At 47.8% G+C, this 18,436-nt stretch carries 12 protein-coding genes; 2 read left to right on the top strand and 10 right to left on the bottom strand.

What is annotated here, in order from left to right; all coding sequences use genetic code 11:
• Window positions 1-71: 71 nt before the first annotated feature.
• Window positions 72-3,080 (top strand): hypothetical protein, encoded by a 3,009-nt coding sequence (locus tag COW20_16605; protein PIW46540.1) that lies wholly within the window; start codon window positions 72-74, stop codon window positions 3,078-3,080.
• Between the two features lie 57 nt (window positions 3,081-3,137).
• Here the strand turns inward: COW20_16605 and COW20_16600 are convergent, their stop codons facing one another.
• From COW20_16600 to COW20_16565, 8 genes are all read right to left on the bottom strand, one after another.
• A complete protein-coding gene (locus COW20_16600) occupies window positions 3,138-4,190 on the bottom strand; it encodes a hypothetical protein (GenBank protein ID PIW46539.1) in 1,053 nt (350 codons plus the stop codon).
• Window positions 4,191-4,287: 97 nt separating this feature from the next.
• Window positions 4,288-5,163 (bottom strand): hypothetical protein, encoded by an 876-nt coding sequence (locus COW20_16595; protein ID PIW46538.1) that lies wholly within the window; start codon window positions 5,161-5,163, stop codon window positions 4,288-4,290.
• Window positions 5,160-6,077 carry a hydroxymethylglutaryl-CoA lyase gene (locus COW20_16590; protein ID PIW46537.1) on the bottom strand — a complete coding sequence of 306 codons (918 nt, stop codon included), beginning with the start codon at window positions 6,075-6,077 and terminating at the stop codon, window positions 5,160-5,162. Before COW20_16590 ends, COW20_16595 begins: the two co-directional genes overlap by 4 nt.
• A 3-nt stretch (window positions 6,078-6,080) precedes the next feature.
• Window positions 6,081-6,524: a hypothetical protein gene (locus COW20_16585; protein ID PIW46536.1), complete on the bottom strand. Its 444-nt coding sequence runs from the start codon at window positions 6,522-6,524 to the stop codon at window positions 6,081-6,083.
• Window positions 6,511-7,710 carry a hypothetical protein gene (locus COW20_16580; protein PIW46535.1) on the bottom strand — a complete coding sequence of 400 codons (1,200 nt, stop codon included), beginning with the start codon at window positions 7,708-7,710 and terminating at the stop codon, window positions 6,511-6,513. The genes COW20_16585 and COW20_16580 overlap by 14 nt, the downstream gene beginning before the upstream one ends.
• On the bottom strand, window positions 7,710-8,996 hold the full coding sequence (locus tag COW20_16575; protein ID PIW46534.1) for a hypothetical protein: 1,287 nt from the start codon (window positions 8,994-8,996) through the stop codon (window positions 7,710-7,712). Before COW20_16575 ends, COW20_16580 begins: the two co-directional genes overlap by 1 nt.
• Window positions 8,983-10,806 (bottom strand): hypothetical protein, encoded by a 1,824-nt coding sequence (locus COW20_16570; GenBank protein PIW46533.1) that lies wholly within the window; start codon window positions 10,804-10,806, stop codon window positions 8,983-8,985. The genes COW20_16575 and COW20_16570 overlap by 14 nt, the downstream gene beginning before the upstream one ends.
• A complete protein-coding gene (locus tag COW20_16565; protein PIW46532.1) occupies window positions 10,806-11,792 on the bottom strand; it encodes an ATPase in 987 nt (328 codons plus the stop codon). The genes COW20_16570 and COW20_16565 overlap by 1 nt, the downstream gene beginning before the upstream one ends.
• A gap of 192 nt (window positions 11,793-11,984) precedes the next feature.
• Between COW20_16565 and COW20_16560 the strand changes: the two genes are divergently transcribed.
• Window positions 11,985-12,302, top strand: coding sequence for a hypothetical protein (locus COW20_16560; protein PIW46531.1), 318 nt, complete (start codon window positions 11,985-11,987; stop codon window positions 12,300-12,302).
• A 54-nt stretch (window positions 12,303-12,356) separates the two neighbouring features.
• Here COW20_16560 and COW20_16555 read toward each other — a convergent pair whose 3' ends face one another.
• Together COW20_16555 and COW20_16550 are read right to left on the bottom strand one after the other, a co-directional pair.
• Entirely contained in the window at window positions 12,357-15,284 is a 2,928-nt protein-coding gene (locus COW20_16555) for a hypothetical protein (GenBank protein ID PIW46530.1), read from the bottom strand.
• Window positions 15,285-15,360: 76 nt separating this feature from the next.
• On the bottom strand, window positions 15,361-18,315 hold the full coding sequence (locus COW20_16550; protein ID PIW46529.1) for a DNA polymerase I: 2,955 nt from the start codon (window positions 18,313-18,315) through the stop codon (window positions 15,361-15,363).
• Window positions 18,316-18,436: the final 121 nt, after the last annotated feature.

The following is an 18,436-nucleotide window of genomic DNA, read 5'->3' as shown; positions in this document are numbered from 1 at the left end:
AGTAAGGTTTAAATTGAATAAGTTATGGCAGGGCTCTCGCTTGGTTTGCTCTCCCTGGTATAATACTCTGCATGAGCAAAACTCCCCATCTCCATCGTCGTCTCATGGCCTTATGCGCCGCTTTGAGTTTTTTTGCGAGTTTCCCAGCCCATGCTTTTCTCGGCCCAAGCGTCAACCACCCAGAACGCCATTGGCAGGAAATTTCAACTCCCCATTTCAAAATTCACTATTACCAAGGCTTTGATCAATTGGCCAAGCTCGCTGCACGTGTGGCAGAAGAGGGGTTTGAAAAAATCACAGCTGATTTGGGTGTGGCTCCACAGGAGAAAATTTCATTGATCATCAATGAAGACGAATTCTGGAATGGTTTTGCAGAACCTGCGCGTAACCGCATCGTACTCGACCCCCGCTTTGCCCTTGAAGCCCCAATCGGGATCAACCGATTCCTGCTGCATGAGATGACGCATATTTTTAATTTTTTAGCCGTGCAAAGAGGGCTCTTTGGTTCAAACCTGTTCAAATCTGCCGGATTACCAGCCTGGTTTGCCGAAGGATTGGCGCAGTACGAAGCCGAATACTGGGCCTCAGAAAATGATCGCATGCTGCGCCTGCACCTCTTGAACCGCTCTCTGCTGACCCCAGCAGAACGCAATGCCTTTACGGCCCTCTCAGGAAAAGGCTCAGAAGGTTATAACGAAGGCTATGCACTCGTCAAATTTATATTTGAAAGTTATGGGCGGGAAAAACTGCCTGAATTGCTGCAAACCTACCGCAACCTCAGTGGCGACTTTTATCAAGCCATTCAGCTAACCTTTGGTAAACCGCTTTTGCAAATTGAAGCCGACTGGCGTCAAGCCCTGGAAGAACGCACGCGTGAACAAATTGAAGCGCGCAGCGAAACCCTTTCCCAGGCACAGGCTCTGATACCCTTTCGTACAAACCGCACCTGGTATCTACCCAAACCCTCTCCCGATGGAAAATGGCTGGCTTATCAGAGCACAGGGGGTTATCCTCTGATTCGCGGGCAAATTTATCCTGTTCAACCTTTGATGATTGCCAATCTCAATCAGCTCAAAGCCTATGGCGAACAGGAACGCCAAAAAGAAAATCAAAAAAAATCACCGCAACCAGAGCCCACCCAACCCCCTGAAATTCAGGAGCCAGGTTTCAAAACCCCTGCCAACCCCCCTGAGAAATTGGAACTGGATAAAATTCAAAACAAATTGGTGGATCGGGTCACAGATTATGCCTGGGCCCCTGACAGTCAGCATCTGGCCTATACCCTTTTGATCCCCGATCAATTTGGAAATACCACACGCACCGTCCAGATCTTACCCCTGCAAACAGAAAAAGATCAGCTCAAAGCGCTGGGGGAAGCAGAAACCCTTCTTCCCGGAAAAACCCTTCACTCTCCCACCTGGTCACCTGCAGGGGATAAATTGGCGCTGGTACTTGAAGAAAATCAACGGGATTCGATCATCATTTTTGATCTTTTAAACCAAAAAATTGAAAAGACCTTGGTCACAGCGCCTGACCTCCGACAATACCAAGCGCTGCAGTGGTCACCCGATGGTCAAAAAATTGTCGTGGAAGTCTATTTGCCTGGCGAAGGTCAAAATCTACTGCTTTTGGATGCTGAAGGGCAAGCCCCTTCCCGCCAGCTCACAGAATCCAGCACCCTCTACGCCGACAAACAAGCCATTTGGGCCCCTGACAGTCAAAGTCTGTATTTCATCTCCACGCGCAATGGTTTTGCCAATCTCTACCGACATAAGCTTGAATCTAGGCAAACGGAGCCTCTCAGCGATGTCTATACGGGCTTAGAAGTCCCCGCATTGGGCCAAGACAGTCTTTATTTTATCCGGCACCACGCGCAAGGCACCAGTTTAGAAAGGGTGGCGTTACAGGATCTCAAGCCAGGTAAGGCCGAAAAAGAAGCCACAGACATGCCCTATTTGGCAGATCTTGACAAAGACCTGACCCCAACAGGTGAGACTTCACCTGCCCAGGCCTATCTTCCCTGGATTGGTTTGGAAGTGGTGGTACCTGTTTTAAGCCTAGACGAAAAAGGGGATCAAGTGGGTTTTCTGGCCCAAGCCTCAGACCTGCTTCAAAGACACAGTCTGAACGTTTTGGCCCTCTATGGCCTGGTCAGTTCCAGAATTGGCTTTAGTACGGCCTATGTCAATCACATGTTTGATACAAGCTTCGCGCTCGAAGTCAGTGATTCTCCCCTCTTGTCCTTTGCCACCGATGGCAGTGCCTATTTTATTACCCGCGATCAACAGGTCGCCTTTTCAATCACCCGCCCGCTTTTTAATCCAGGCACAGGCGATACTTACGCCACCCGTATCCGCCGTTTTGCCAGCCTGGAAATTTCAGCTTCCCATCAAACCAATCTGCGCTCTGAACTGGGCGGCTTGATTGACGATAAACTCTTGCGTCAGGGCTGGAATAACAGCATCAACCTCAGTTGGAATGCCAATGAAAGTATTCGCAACAATGATGGCATCCGCTACAATCTCAATCTATCCGCCGGTGGCCCCTGGCTGGGCAGTCAGTACAGTTTTCTAGCTGCCAATGGAAATTTCCGCCACTATATCCCCGTCTTTGGTGATCATACCCTGGCCTATCGCCTGGATGCCACTGCCATGACAGGCGATACACGCCCGGCCCTGCTGGGTGGCCCCCCCCTCAGCAATTTACTGGTCTTGAATTTTCAGAATATTATTCCCCTGCGCGGCTTCAAAATTGCAGAATTACAAGGTTCTATGATGGCTGCCGCCAGCCTGGAATACCGCTTTCCCTTGATAAAAGACTGGAATTTTAATCTGGGCGGTCATTATCTTGAAAATCTAACCGCCGCAGCGTTTGTCGATGCTGGTGATGCCTGGTTTCCCTCCAAACGAACCCCCTATCCCCATATTGCCACAGGGATTGAACTTCGCTCCGAAGCCGTGCTCAATCACCGCAACAGCTTTAATCTCTATATCGGCATGGGCAAAGCCCTGCTGGGCAAAGATATCGGCCCCTATGATCGGGGGCCTGAATTTTATGGCGGTTTTGCCAACATCTTTTAAAATCGCCAAATAAAAAGGGCGAAGAGAAGTTCTCTTCGCCCTTTTTAAAGCTTTTCACTAAATCGTCTGCATGACCTGTGCACCAATCAAGCTGCCCAGATTGGGAATATCAATAAAGGGATTGCGGTTGCCCTGTTTCTGAAAGGCCAGCTCATGGCGATGTTGTTCTTGGGCATCAATCGGATCCACTTTTTCAGCCCATTCAATAAACATCGGAACTTTTGAATCCCAGAAGGCTTTTTCATCAAAAGCACCTGCGCGAATATTCTGGTTATAGTAACGCAGATAGAAATACATCATGGCACGTGCAGTATTGCCTTTTTGTGCATTCATGGGCTCAAACACAATATCAAAATTGCGGTTGATCACATCATGGGGTTGTTTCTCATAGGGCAGATTCATAATCCGGGTAATTTCAGCAGGGCTCATTTTCCCAGTTTTATCAATCACAGCCAGTTTCGAGCCGCCACTGGTAGAATAAACCACCTGGCGCCCGGTGCTCATGCCAAAGGGATAATTGCTGCGCATGGCATTGGGCTTGGAAAGCGTGGGGAACATATGGTGAAGATCAGAGACCATGGGATCAACTTTATTAAAGAAGGATTGCGGCCAAGTATGTTCACAGTTGATAAAATCACGGGCTTGACCATCGCGGTTTTCGTCGCCATTTTCAAGGTAGATATTGCCATTGCCACCCTGGCCAGCCACAAAAACATTGGAATAATGATCCATCACACCACCAGGGGCATTGCGCAGAGGGGCAGCCACCTGATCAACGGCTGCATACATATAGGATTTGGCATCCTGGTATCCCATCGCACGGTGGTTCTGGGCAATAATCTGGCTTAAGGTTTTAAAGAGGTCAAGACCCGTCTTGCCACGGGCAGCTGCATAATATTGCTGAAGTTGAGGAGAAAGGCCTGAATACCAATCGGCATTGCGGGGAACAGCTGAAAAACGCTGAAATTGTGAAGGCGCGCCAAAACTTTGAACTTGTGAAGGAATGCCTGCGCGGTTGGCAAGGGGGGAAAGTGTGGGAGAAAAGGAGGAACAAGAAGTCAGTAAGGCGGCAAAAGCAAGGGTTCCGGCTGCGAGTAATGGACGTTTCATTTGGGAATTTCTCTCCTCTGGATAATGACCTGATGTAATTATTTAAGCATGTCAGCGATCGGGGCTCAAGAGTCTTTGTAATGATTTAATCCGAATTTTACTTTCTGATAATACGTTGATTTAATAATTCGGCCAAGCGATGTCCCCCCAAAGCCAGACGAACCAAACAGATTTCCTGGGCCTGGCGAATATATTTTTCAGACAAAGGGCCATGCAGAGGCAGAGCTTCATAGCCTGCTTGAACAGCTAATTTATAACTCTCCTGGGCCCAGGCTTGGGGATCATAGCTCAAGTTTTGGCTGAAACCTTGAAGCGGATATTTTTTTAAAACTTCTTCAGCCATGCTGGGAATTTTTCCTGCCCAGGTCTCAGATTTGACAGAGGGAAAGTAATTTGCAGTACTGTCCCAAAAAAAGTGAAGGTTATTCTGGGGAACGCCTTCAAGCTTGACCAGATTGCCCCCTTGATCTCCATCAGGGTGCGCATGGTCAGAGCGGCTGACCGCATGGAAAGGCTGATGAATATCCCCCACCAAATGGATCAGAATTCGCAGAGCAAAGGCCCGCTCGAAATCTGTGGCTTTGGGATTTTCCAAGGTTTTACTGAGGCTGTCTATCTGCTTGATAATATTGCTTTCAGGCACTGCATTGAGAGCCAATAAGCCCTCTGGATTATAGGGAATATTTGCATAATGCCAATTGTCAAAGGTTTTCAAACCTCGGGCTTTGGTTTCATCCATCCAAACTGAAACAGGCACGAAATGGCGTTTCTGGGGGAGATCATCTGCAAAATCAAGCAATTGAATCAGACGATCTGCTTCTGTGCGAACCGCTGGTCGCAATTCCTGGTAAGCAATCCAGGCCGTGATCATATGCCCGGTATCCCACCAGGCATAGGCAGGGGAACTGATCGCTGATAAAAATGAACAGCCAGCTAAAACAGAAAGCGCGAGTTTAGAAAACCAATTTTTCATGAATTTGCCTCAGAAACAGAAAATGGAATGGTTTGGACATACTTGCTGTTGAGTTTTTTGCCCAAATTCTTTTGTAAATAATGATTCACTGCGACCAGTTTACCCAAATGCACCCCCGTTTCAATCCCCATTTCCTGGAGCATATAGACCAAATCCTCTGTCGCCAGATTGCCCGAAGCTCCCGGTGCATAGGGGCACCCCCCCAATCCTCCGATCGCGGAATCAAAGGTCGTAAAACCCATCTGCAAGCCAATCAAAGCGTTTGCTAAAGCCGTGCCGCGTGTATCGTGTAAATGCAAAGCAAAACTCTGAAGGGAATAGCGTGCAAGAATAGCCGAAAGCATTTCTTCCATGGCCCGAGGATTGGAAATGCCAATCGTATCGCCCAAAGATATTTGATAAACGCCCATTTCGAGTAGCGCTTCAAGCAAGGGCAAAACCTGTTCAACCTCCACTTTGCCCTCGTAAGGGCAGCCGAATACCGTCGATAAATAGGCCCTTACCTGAATACCCTGGGCCAGCGCCTCTTTGGCAACCTCACGGTAAAGCTGCAGGGCTTCTGCGGTACTGCGGTTGGTATTGCTTTGATTGTGACTTTCGGTCGCTGACATAAAAATGGCAACCTTGCGAAGCCCTGCAGAAATAGCCCGCTCTAAGCCCTTCGCATTGGGAACCAAAGCCGAATAATGGACGCCCGGCGTAAGCGGCAGTGCACGGGCCAGGGGATCGGTATCTGCCAAGGGGGGAATACGGTCAGGCCGAACAAAGGAACCGATTTCAATCTCACGCAGACCACTCTGAACCAGGCCAGAGATCAAGCCCAGTTTGGTTTCGGTTGAAAGTAATTTGGCTTCATTTTGTAGGCCATCACGTGGCCCCACTTCATAAATCAGAACCTTTTCAGGATAGCTCATTGACTATTTTTCTTCTCCAGGTTCAAGGCCTTTCTTTTCCTGCTTCAGAAAAGTATCCGCTTTTTTGAGCCACAAAGCACCTTCTGCCATGCGTTCATTGACAAGCGCCATGCCTTTGTCTTCTTCCCACATTTTTCGTGCCACCAAATAGCTTTCATAGGCACGCAAAAGCGCACGATAGGACTCGCGCTCAGCCAAGGGAGAAGATTGATATTTCGCCAAAACCCGTTGGGTTACTGGGCGGACTTCATCCAACTTCATCACATAGCGTGCTTTGCTGATTTTACTTGAATCCACAAAGGAATGAACCAATTCCAACTGTTCTTGCGCCTGATTCAGTTCCTGATAATATTTTTGCTCTTCAGGGGAAAGACCTTTGCCTTTTTGGGCGCAGCCAATCATCAGAAGGGCAAGTAAAATCGCCAGGAACAGTCTACGTTTCAGCATGATTTAGCTCCTTGGATGCGTTCGCAGCATAATGCAACAGAGAGAGGATTCCCCCCATGCTTATAGATATGATACCAGATATGGCAAGAACCACTGGCATGACCGGAAAAATCGGTTCATCTGCGGGTAAAGCCGGGTCTAAAATCTTAAACAAGGGAGATTGGCGGGCGGCTTCAAGTTGGGCAGCTTGCTGTTGCTGGCTGAGCAAAACAAAAAGTTGATTTTTCAAAGCCAAACGCCTTTCTAAACGGGCCAATTCAAGCGCCTGAAGCGGCAAGGCACTTAAAAGTCTTTCGTAGCGCTGGCGGGAGCGATGGATTTCTGCCTTTCGTTCTCTCAGGCCTGCAGCACTCAATTCCAATTGATTGGCGACTTCTGACCAATTGCTGTTTAATTCTGTGGATTGAGAACTGAGCCGGGCCAGTTTGGCCTGACTTTCTTTCAAAGCAGATTGCGCAGTCAGCTCTTCGGCTTCCAATTCTGCCAATTGGGTAATCATTTGCTTGACTTCATCATTTAAGGAGACCAGGCGGTTTTTTTTCTGAAAACGCAACATTTCATCTTCTATGGTTTGTAAATCTTGCCCCATACGGCTGAGCTGTTTGGCAAGGTATTTTTGATGTAAATCTGAATCCTGCCCCAGCAACTGAAACAAATAAATTTCCAATTTTTGGATATAGGTATTGGTTAGTTTCGCCACCAATTGGGGATCACTGAGTTTGATCTGAAGTCGCAAGGTTCCCTCTTTGCTGTCTGGCGGTTGAATTTCAAGTTGTTTAATCAGCCAGTTGATCAAGGTGCGATGCGGATCTGCCTTTTTGTGTTTGCGCATTTCTTTTTTAACTTCGGGCAAATCCTTGAGTGGAATTTCTGCTGCCACCTGCTCAGCCAGGGTTCGGCTCCGCAGAATACTGATCATGTCTTTTAAGGAAGAATTGAAACGTTTTCCAGAAAGCACAGACTGTAAAGGGCCTAAATATTCCAATTGAGATTCCAATTGAGAGAGCATGGGGCTCAGATTGCCACTTTGCTGAGCAGGCAGAATCAGCAGACTGGTGCGGGCCTGATAAATCGGCACAACAGCCCAGCGCACGGCAAAAAAGCTGAAAACTGTCCCCATCAGCCCTGTCAACACAATAAACAGCAGGTAACGTCGCAGAAACGTCAGAAAACTCAGCTTTCGCATTACTGGCCCCTGCTCAAGTTCATCACCACGCTGACAATCCCCAAGGCCCCTACCACCAGGGTGGTCAATTCCATAATATTCCGCACCGAAAGAAAGGCTTCAGGAATGAAGAGAATATCTCCTGGCAGAATCTCAGTCTCGCCATCATGATTCTGCCCTTGCATCCAGGCCTGAAGGTCCAAGGTCAGCACGGTTCGACCTTGGGGGGTCATACGGCTGATTTGCACCCCACTGAGATTTGCTGTAGGCAGCGGCCCGCCTGCCAAACGCAGACAATCCTGCACATTCATGCCGCGACGGTAGGCCTGAACACCCGGTTGTTGCACCTGCCCATAAATCGTGAGGTTCTTTTCCTCTTGGGGCAATTTGCGCAAGGGCAAGTGTAGGATATCGCCATTCTGCGGCGTATAAACCTGTTCCAGGCTCAGGGTTTCAAGCGGAAGTTTCGAACCCGCCAAGCCCTTGGGCCAGCGTAACAAACCCTGCGGATCGCCCCCCGGCTTGGCCCCTCCAGCCAACAGCACCAAATCCTGAAGATTTTCACCGGGCATCAATTCATATTGACCCGGCCGGTAAAACTGTCCTGTTAAAGCAATTCGATTTTTTACGACAGGGATATGGATGCTTTCTTGGCCTTCTAAAAGGGGATTATCCGCCAAAAGCCCATCAAAATGAAAGCGAAACAAATCCAATTCGCGCTCCTGCTCGCCGTGTCGGAAGCGCACATGGCGTATCGAGCCCTGATCCTGCACGCCGCCAGCGCGGCGCAAAACCTCAATTAAACGGGTGCCCCAGGGAATCTGGTAAAAACCTGGATTTTGAACATAGCCTGTGACCAAAACCTGAACGGTTCTGACCCGACTTAAAACCACAGAGACCTGAACAGCATCCTTGTAATTATGGCGTAAAAGCGTTTGAATTTTGGCAGCAACCTGTTCGGGTGATAAGCCCTGAACCTGTAGAACTCCCAATTTAGGAATCATCAATTGCCCCTGGGGCGAGACGGTTAAACTGTACTGTAACTGGAGATGGTGATTCCAAAGTGATATTTCAAGTCCATCCCCTGCCCCCAGCGTATAGGCCTTTAGAATTTTGCCTTCAGGCACAAAACTCTGAACAGGGGCAGGGGCATTGCGTGTAAATTGCAGTTGCGGTTGAGAGAGTTCAAGCGCTTTTTGCATTTCATCCAGAATAACTTGGGCGGATTGGGCCTGCACAGGTTGAATCAAGAGATTCAAACTCAAGAAAAACAGCCCAGCCCGCTTCCATTTTTTAGATATAGTCATCGGCAATTTTACGAACCTCCCGACGACTGAGCAAATGAAACTGCTGAATACGCTTTAAATGTCGCTGTGAAATACGGCTGATGGGTAAAAAATAGAGTTCTTTTCCCCGGTAGCGCGCCAATTCATAAAAATAATCATCGGGGGGCTGATTTGCCAAATAGAGCACCCCAGGCCGTGGGCTATGTGTTATCGCCAAACGCAACAACTGCTCTTTGCGCAATTGCTCATCTACATCCAGCGCATCCCACCCCAATTTCTGCTCAGCGGGCAAAGCTGGTTTAAATGCCAGCATGGCCCCATATTTGGCCCGGATAATTTCACGTGTGACAGGATGCAGGGCTGGATTGCTGGCATAAAAAGCAATATCAGATTCATTGTGATGTTCTGCAGACAGCGACATCATCCAAGGATATTTTTCTTCACTCAAATCCTCATCAAAGACCATAATCCAAGCCCCCAAGGGCAGCAAGCGCGTTTTTTCTTCCTTGACGTAGAGTTTGCCCAAATGGTGGGCTCGAATCGTTTCCCGCATGGCAATGCCATCTAAAAAACTGCCTTTAAATTCTTGAACCCGCACCTCTGTAGAGGCATCCTGAGAGGCCAGTTTATCGCCCAAACGCTCAATAAAGCCCTCCAGAATCATATCTTCAGGTATATGCGAGAAAAATCCGAAGAAAAACCAAAAGGGCTGATAGCCTTGGGGCAGTTCAGCTGTTTTTTTGCGCACAATTTTAAGGTCAATCCAGTCTTTGCCCTTTGGGGAAGCAATCGGAGGAGGCAAGCGTCTCTGCAAGGTAATACTGCGCATGCCCATTAAGAAACTTGCAGTTTCAGGATCAAATTCTATTTCAGGCAATTCGGCATCGTCTTCATAGGGATAAGCCAAGGCGCGATCCATGACCTCAATCGCAAAATCATCTCCCAAGGTTTGTTTACAGGCCAAAAGTAAATTGTATAGGTCTGGGCTGATACGTTTATCTGTTAAAGCCAAACGAGAGGCATAACGCAGAATATTCTGCAATTCCCGCAGGGTATACCCCTCTTCCTCAAAAACGGGTGCCTCACGGGCTTCTAATAGCAATTTACGCAATAGGCTGTTGCGGACATAGGGCAGGCCAAAGCGACGGGAAAGTTCGAAATGCAAGACCAGATAGGGAATTTCTTCAAGCAGGGCATAGCGGGCTTTCGGGCCCAATTTCGCCAAAAACGGTGAAGCCACCCCTTCCAGTTGATGGGCATGAAACTTGCGGTGATTTTTCGCAAGCAGGCTTTTGATCGACTCCCAATGGTTCATACCACAGATAAACAGAATTTTTTGATAGCGGGTGGAAAGATGGTGCAAACGGGCAGCCATATGTTCTTCACGCAGATAATCAGGGCCTGCTGGGCCAGAAACAGGAAGATAGGGCAAGACCGTCTGATAATAGCTTTCCAGCCCCAGAGGCCCAATAGCCTCATCATCGGGAGCCGCAAAGGGAATCATTGCCGGCGTATAATTTTCAACAGCCAGATCGATCAGGGCCAAAGGCAAATGATTTTCGCGGGCCAGACGAATACCTTCAATCATCGAATCATTGGGAAAAACAGGCAAATAACTGTAAATCCCCTCCTGTTGGCTGATGCAAAGCAGCGAAAGGCGTGGCAGGCGTTCTACCGCCTGAAGAATGTCTGAAGTATAGATATCAGGCAGTTCAATCGCGACAATATCCGGCAAAAGGGTTTGAAACGCCTTTCTGACTTCCCTCGCAAACTGCAAGCTGTTATGAAAAGAGGGTATACAGGTAATATTGCCGAACTGAAGTAAGGACATCAGCTCTCTTCAAGATCATCTTCCTCGTCGGCAAAATCCGCGAGGTCAACATCATCATCAAATTCATCGAGCGGGGAAAAATCCTCTTGGCTAGAAGCCAGCGGAGACCCCAAAAGCAAAATTTCCTGCAAGCGGTTGATCACCGATTCGTTGGCTTCTGCTTTTTTTTCAAGAAAAAAGGAAAGTGCGGCGGCATCCAAGGTTTGTACGACAGCCTGCTGAATCGCTTCTGTTTGAGAAATTTGACCCAAGTGCAAAAGCTTGAGCGCATAGCGGGCCATATTGACCCCATCGCGGGTGGTATAGGGTTTGTTTTGTTGATGAGAACGCTGCAAAAACTCACTGATGACCGTCAGCACATCGGTGGGCGCTTCAGGCAAGTTCGATTCCAGGATCGCCATTTCTTCATCGCGAGAGGGAAAACCCACTTCGATCTGGGGTTGAAGTCGGGATTGGATATAATCAGGCACATCAAAGGTGCTCGCATCCTCATTCATGGTCACAGCCAGACGAAATTCCGGATGCGCAGGAATTTTAATGCCTGCAATAATACTCTCCACATAGCGGCGCATGTCCAGCAAGGGGGCCAGGGAAGCCCAGGACTTTTCCCCCATACGATTGCCTTCATCCAAAATGCAGATCCCGCCCCGTAACATGGCAGTTACCAAAGGGCTGGCATGGTAACGAATCTTTTGGTTTTCTGCAATCACAGGGGTAATCAACAGATCTTCAGGCCGGGTATCCACTGTGCACTGAAAAATATAAACTTCATCAGCCATTTCCTGGGCCACACAGTAGGCCAGCGTGGTTTTGCCAATTCCCGGTTTCCCAATAATTCGGGGACTCATGGGCAAATCCTGGTTCGAAAGAATGAGCCAGGCAGCTTCCAATTGGCGTTTTACTTCTTGATTTCCCACCCAGCTCAGGTTCATGGTGGTTGCTTGGGAGAGCAGTAATTCGACTCCCTGAATCTTCATGGTTTCCATTTGGCAGTATCCTTGGGCAAGATCGTGCAGGTATTATACCTTAAGCCAATCAGCCAAGCTGAATTTTCCATCAATTGCCCCAAGTAGGCTCAGAACAGGCCTGAGATTTCAAGCTTTTTTTCGTTTCCAGTATACGCAAAAGTACTTCCATCACATATAATGGTTTGTATCCTCCCCTGGAGTCATACGACAATGGTCGAATCTCTGTCTTCACAGGTAGCTTCTCAAACTCTGTCCTCAACACCTGCCGGGCATACTGGTTGGTTAAATTTTTTCGCTTTTCTGATTACCATGAGCCTGGTGGCAGGATTTACTTGGCTGATCACCGGACGCTACCGCAAACAGGAAACCATCATTGAAATTTACGAAGACGACCTGCCTGCCATTGAACAAAAAGCGAATATTCTGCCCCAAACCGCCAATGAGGAAATCGAACTCTGGCGCTCACGGCTTGAACATCTCTATCTCGATGTACCGGCCGTCGATCCCCGTCAATCTGAAGATACCTAAAGACATTAAAAAAAGGTGAAAGCCAAAGCCTTCACCTTTCTTGAGTCCATTCAATTAATCTTTGAAGATTTGGCTCACTTGCACTTCTTCAATTTCAGCCAATTTTTGCAGGGCCGCCATATCGATTTTGGATTTATCACCCACCAGCGTGAACGTCAGGGGCTGTGAGGCAATCTTGGTTTTGACAAAGGAGAAAAGATCCTCCAGTTTCACCTTGCTGAGACGGGCAAACTCTTCGGGTCGGGGATCCTTATCCAGGCCCAAATCTGACCAATATTGAAAGCGCCCCAAAACAGTAGTATAGTCAATCACTTCCGTGCGGTAACGATTTTCAAGTGCACGGTAAGCACGTTCAAAATGGCTGGCCGATTGCGGCGGATTTTTGATCAGCTCGATAAAGAGCTTCAAGGCCTCTACAGATTTATCGGCTTGGGTTCCAATATATCCCAGCATTTGATCCTGATCGCCCAAACGATTGCCATGCAGGAAATAAGACCAAGTAGAATAGGCAAGGGCACGGGATTCTCTTACCTCTTGAAACATCACAGCGCCCATGCCGCCATCCATATATTCATTATAAAAACTGGTCATCAGCATTTCTTCTGGCTTGACCATGCCCCCAGGAATAATCAGATCAATTTGGCTCTGGACACTGGGGTTGTTCAGAAAGTAAATTTTAACGGGTTGCTTATGGCGCGCTTCCAGCTTCAATTCAGGGGCCTGACGGGGGTTCAAAAGGGGGACCTGAATCTGTTGGGGCTGATGGTGCTGATGCAGAACGCGCTCGACCTGTTCACGGGGCAACTGCCCCAGATAGAAAAGCTTAAAATTCTGTTTGCGCAATTGGTCACGGAAAAAAGGATAGCGTTGAACACTGAGTTGTTTCAGCTCGGCCTCGCTCATGCGATCCAAATAGCCTGAACGCTCAGCAAAGCGGACATAATTGCGCAAGGCCTGGCGCAAAACTTTGGGGTCTTTTTTCTGATCGGCACGATCGGCAATCAGATTTTCAAGTTTGGCCTGAAAATGCTGGGGGTCGAGTTGGGCGTTCCAAAGCACCTGTTCGCCAAGCTTTACAGCCTCTTCAAGTTTTTCATCCAAGCCTGTCAGGTTCATGGAGAAACCATAATCACCACAGCTGAAACTGGCTTTAACGCCCATTTCAAAAAAGCGTCTGGCAATTTCAGGGGCTTTCAGCGAGCCTGCGCCAGCAAAATTCAGTTCATCCATCACCTGGCAGAAACCTGGCTGGTGTTTGTCGCCATAGTCATAGGAAAAACTCAATTGAAAGAGATCATTGAAGGGGTTCTGGGCAGTATAAAACAAGACCCCAGGTGCAAATGAGGAGATTTTAAAATCACGGCTATAATCTACCCAGCGGGGTTGGATCGGGGCCGGTTTGACGGCCTCAACAGCAGTGACAAAAGCACTGCGCTGGTTGGGGCTCAGTTTCATTTTTCCCAATTGGGGCTTTTGAATCTTCGGAAAACTGTATTCCTGATCGTGGCGATAGCCCACCACATAGTCTTTGCCAAAATAACGGCGGGCCACCTCCATCACCTGTTGTTTGGTGAGTTGACGCATGCGCTGGGGAGCCTTCATTAAATCGGCAAGAGATTGGCCCTTGAGAAAACTTTCAGTCATTAAAGAGGCCCTTCCTTGATTGGTTTGCAAACGGCGTTTCTGCGCCATTTCAAAATCAAGGGCGACTCCCGTCATCTGCTTTTCATCAAAATGGCCCTGTTTTAAAAGCTCAAGTTGTTCAAGCAGCATTTTTTCTGCTTCCTCAAGGCTTTGTCCTTCACGGGGAACAGCGTAGAGATGCTCAGAGCCATAATCACGGTTCATCCAGGGTGAAGACCCTGCCGCGCGCAATTTCTGCGTTTGCACCAGATTGAGTTTGATCAGGCCAAAGTCTCCAGAATCCAGCAACATGTCCACCATCGCCAAGGCATCTTTATCGGGGTGACCATAGGGAACGGTTCGAAAAGCCAACATGACTTTTTCTTCGCCCTTGTAATTGACATCGATCTGTTCACGCCCCTTGATAGGCGTTTCCGACGGCACCTGAAAAGGCGCAACAGCAGCAGATTTCCATGTACCAAAATACTTTTCAATCAGCTTGCGCGTGGCTGCCAGATCAATATCTCCCGTAATCACCAACGCCATATTGTTGGGAACATAATAGCGATGATAAAAAGCATACATTTTTTTCAAAGAGGGATTCTTAAGGTGTTCAACGGTTCCCAAGGTAGTCTGCTGCCCATAGGGATGTTTTTTATACAGTTTTTCTGCGACCGCTTCCCAAAGAATGTCATCTTTGTCATCCATGGAAATATTCTTTTCTTCATACACCGTTTCCAATTCAGATTGAAAAAGTCTGAAAACCGGATCCTTGAAGCGTTCGCTTTCTACTTTCGCCCACTGCTCAATCCGGTTGGAGGGCATATCCACCAAATAAACGGTTTCTTCATTGGAGGTATAGGCATTCAAGCCTTCAGCACCCAAACGGGAGTAAAGGCTGTCCAATTCTCCAGGAATGGCGTACTGACTGGCCTCAATCGTCAACTGATTGATTTGCTTGAGAATATCCTGTCTTTGTTTCTCATCTTTGCTCTGAAAATGCTTTTCATACAGTTCAGTAATTTTATCCAGTAAAACCTTCTCTTTGGCAAAATTCTGGGTACCCAGTTCATCGCTGCCCTTAAACAGCATATGCTCAAGATAGTGTGCGATGCCTGTGGCATCCGAAGGGTCCTGTTTGCTTCCCGCATTGATCACGACCTGCGCGTAAAAACGCGGCTTATCCGTTTTGCGGTTCAAATAGACTTTTAATCCATTGGGCAGCACAAATTGTTCTACCTGCATGGCAGAAACAGATTCGGTAACAGCCGCAGCCCTGGCTGGATTCATGGTGGGCAAAACGCTGATACTGGCCAAGACCAAACTGCTGGCCAAAACGGAATGCAGGAATGTTTTCATCAGGATCTCCTCGTAAGCTTTAAAGTGTAAGTATTTTAGGCCCAGGCTTCAGTCAATGGCAAACCCAAGCCTCTGTCTATTTGGCTTCCATCCAGTTTGCACCGGCATGGATATCCACCTTCAAGGGAACTTTTAAAGGCCAGACCTCTTCCATTTGGGCACGAATTTGCGGAATGACCTGCTCATAAACAGCCAAGGGAATTTCAAATAACAATTCATCGTGCACCTGCAATAAAATTGAAATCGGAAGTTGCTCACGATCAATCCAATTTTGAATGCGGATCATCGCCAGTTTAATCAGATCAGAAGCCGTTCCCTGAAGCGGAGAATTGATCGCGATTCGCTCGGCAAATTCGCGCAGATTGCGGGTGGGATGATGAATATCCGCAAGCGGCCGTCTGCGGCCAAAAAGTGTTTCAACATAGCCCTTCTCACGCGCAAACTCAAGCGTCTTGTGCATATAACTTTCAACGCCAGGATAGCGCAGTTTAAATTGGTCTATGATTCGAGCGGCTTCCTTATTGGGAATATTCAGGGTATTGGCCAGGCCATACACGGTTTGCCCATAGACAATGCCAAAATTGGTTGTTTTGGCAATCCGGCGCATTTCAGAGCTGACGTCTTCAAGTGCCGAGAGTCCAAAAATATCCATGGCGGTTTGAGAGTGAATATCCCGATCGGCGTGAAAGGCCTCCATAAAACGGGCATCTTCAGAGTAATGCGCCAGAAGACGCAGTTCAATCTGCGAATAATCGCAACTGACCAAACAGTGTTCAGCATCTGTTGCCACAAAGGCCCTGCGAATTTCACGCCCCAGTTCAGTGCGAATCGGAATATTCTGAAGATTGGGGTCTGTTGAGGAAAGACGGCCTGTTGCCACCACAGCCTGGTGGTAAGTCGTATGTAAGCGTCCGGTTCTGGAATTGACAAGGGCAGGCAAGGTATCCACATAGGTCGATTTCAACTTGGTCAATTGTCGGTATTCCAAAATCTTATCAATCACCGGGTGATAGAGCTTTAATTTCTCAAGCGTGCTGACATCGGTTGAAAAAGAGCCTGTCTTGTTCTTTTTTAAACCTTTAACGGGCAACTGAAGATTTTCAAATAAAATCACGCTCATTTGTTTAGGAGAATTGAGATTAAAAGACTCTCCTGCCATGGCATAAATTTCCCGTTCAAGCTCCCGCAATTGAAAATCCAAACGCTGTGAAAGCTGCGTCAAAAATGCAGTATCCAATTTCACGCCATTTTGTTCAATCTGAGCCAAAACCTGAACCAAGGGCGCATCAATCTCACGGTAAAGTTTAAAATTCCCATCACTTGCCAATTTTTCAATCAGCATTTTTTGCAAGGCCAGACAGGCCAAGGAATCTGCACCGGCATAACGGGCAGCATCGGCAATCGCCACCTGATCCATGGTGATTTGTTTCCGGCCCGTCCCAATCAGATCTTCGATCGGTTGCATCTCAAGCCCCAGATAACTTTGAGACAACTCCTTCAGTCCATGCCGACTGTCGGGCTGAAGCACATAATCCATGACCATCGTATCATCTGCCAGGCCGCGAACCTGAATTCCGAACTGGCTCAAGACATTCATGTCAAACTTGGCATTGTGCGCCACCTTGGGAAAATTTGGATTTTCAAAAACAGGCTTGAGCAGTTCCAGTGTTGCAGCCTGGGGCAGCATATTCTGATTCTCAAGCGTCAACGCATGCCCAACAGGCAAATACCAACAGGTTCCATTTTCAAGCGGTTTTTCGCCCTGGGCAAAGGAAATGCCTACCAGACCGGTATTCAAACAGGTCAAGCCTGTGGTTTCGGTATCAAAGGCAAAAAGCGATTGTGACAGTGTTTGTGCCAGACTTTCCACTTCAGCCAAAGTGGTGAGAATTTTGACTTCGGGCTCAAGCTTTTTGCGTTCAGATTCTACCTGGGCAATATCGCCCTCAGACTCTTTAAAAAATTTAAAAATTTCAGGCAATTCACGTTGAATACTGTTAAATTCAAGTTCTTGCAAAAGGGCGGTCAATTCAGGCAAACGGGGCTGCGAAAGTTCGCATTCTTCAACCTGAAACAAAACGGGCGCCTGGGTATCTATTCGGGCCAGGGTCTGGCTCATAAAAGCGCTGTCTCGCCCTTCGCGCAGCTTGGCTTGGAATTTGCTGTCGACCGTATCTAACTGGGCGTAGATCTCTTCGAGGGTGCCATGTTTCTGAAGCAGTTTAAGCGCAGATTTCTCGCCAATCCCACGCACACCGGGAATATTGTCTGAGGTATCCCCTGCCAGCGCTTTATAGTCAATCACCTGTTCAGGGGTATAGCCATAGTCTTCACATACTTTTTCAGGGGTATATTCCCGAAATTCACCCGGATTTTTACCCGGCAGAAGCACTTGAATTTTTTCATTCACCAATTGAAACAAGTCACGGTCGCCGGTCACGATTCTGACCTGAAAATCCTGGGCGGCAGCTTGAAGCGCCAAAGAACCAATCATATCATCGGCCTCATAACCCGGCTGAAAAAAAACGGGAATTCCCAAGCCTTGAACCATTTTCTCAATATAGGGAAACTGAAGGATCAGGTCATCAGGCGGCGGTTGGCGGTGAATTTTGTATTGATCGTATTGGGCATGGCGGTGGGTCGGATCGGGTCGATCAAAACAGACGGCGAGCAAATGGGGTTGGTAAGAACGTATCAGTTCAAACAAAATACGGGTAAAGCCAAAAACAGCACCGGTGGGAAGACCCGCACGGGTTCGCAGGGGTTTTCCTTGCTTCATCATGCCAAAATAGGCACGGTAACTAATCGCATGACCATCCAGAAGAAAAAAGAGGGGGTGTGCATTCATGCTTGGAAAAATCCAGTCTTGGTCTAGGCATCGCCCGACCAAAACGCTCCTTTCAGAATATCGTGAAATCTTTCGCGAGGGCTCAAACAGAGCTTCGTGTGAAAACAATCCAAGAAAACAATCATGCGCTAAAAAACCATGATTGTTCGGGGTGAATACACCAGTATACTTGATCTGAACCATCCCCACAAGCAAAAAATCCTGTTAAAATGCCATTCTAAAGTATAAAAGAATCGATCACAGACACTGTCTGAGGAACTTGGTTAGACTCTTTTCTAAAGCTTGGTTCAATAGGGAATGATTT

The organism is bacterium (Candidatus Blackallbacteria) CG13_big_fil_rev_8_21_14_2_50_49_14, from assembly GCA_002783405.1.
Taxonomy (GTDB): domain Bacteria; phylum Cyanobacteriota; class Sericytochromatia; order UBA7694; family UBA7694.
The sequence above is the reverse complement of the archived record's forward strand: the minus strand, read 5'-3'. Positions and strand labels throughout refer to the sequence as shown.

Coding starts and splice junctions, on each gene's coding strand:
- COW20_16605 (PIW46540.1), top strand. CDS start 72: ATGAGCAAAACTCCCCATCTCCATCGTCGTCTCATGGCCTTATGCGCC.
- COW20_16600 (PIW46539.1), bottom strand. CDS start 4,190: ATGAAACGTCCATTACTCGCAGCCGGAACCCTTGCTTTTGCCGCCTTA.
- COW20_16595 (PIW46538.1), bottom strand. CDS start 5,163: ATGAAAAATTGGTTTTCTAAACTCGCGCTTTCTGTTTTAGCTGGCTGT.
- COW20_16590 (PIW46537.1), bottom strand. CDS start 6,077: ATGAGCTATCCTGAAAAGGTTCTGATTTATGAAGTGGGGCCACGTGAT.
- COW20_16585 (PIW46536.1), bottom strand. CDS start 6,524: ATGCTGAAACGTAGACTGTTCCTGGCGATTTTACTTGCCCTTCTGATG.
- COW20_16580 (PIW46535.1), bottom strand. CDS start 7,710: ATGCGAAAGCTGAGTTTTCTGACGTTTCTGCGACGTTACCTGCTGTTT.
- COW20_16575 (PIW46534.1), bottom strand. CDS start 8,996: ATGACTATATCTAAAAAATGGAAGCGGGCTGGGCTGTTTTTCTTGAGT.
- COW20_16570 (PIW46533.1), bottom strand. CDS start 10,806: ATGTCCTTACTTCAGTTCGGCAATATTACCTGTATACCCTCTTTTCAT.
- COW20_16565 (PIW46532.1), bottom strand. CDS start 11,792: ATGGAAACCATGAAGATTCAGGGAGTCGAATTACTGCTCTCCCAAGCA.
- COW20_16560 (PIW46531.1), top strand. CDS start 11,985: ATGGTCGAATCTCTGTCTTCACAGGTAGCTTCTCAAACTCTGTCCTCA.
- COW20_16555 (PIW46530.1), bottom strand. CDS start 15,284: ATGAAAACATTCCTGCATTCCGTTTTGGCCAGCAGTTTGGTCTTGGCC.
- COW20_16550 (PIW46529.1), bottom strand. CDS start 18,315: ATGGTTCAGATCAAGTATACTGGTGTATTCACCCCGAACAATCATGGT.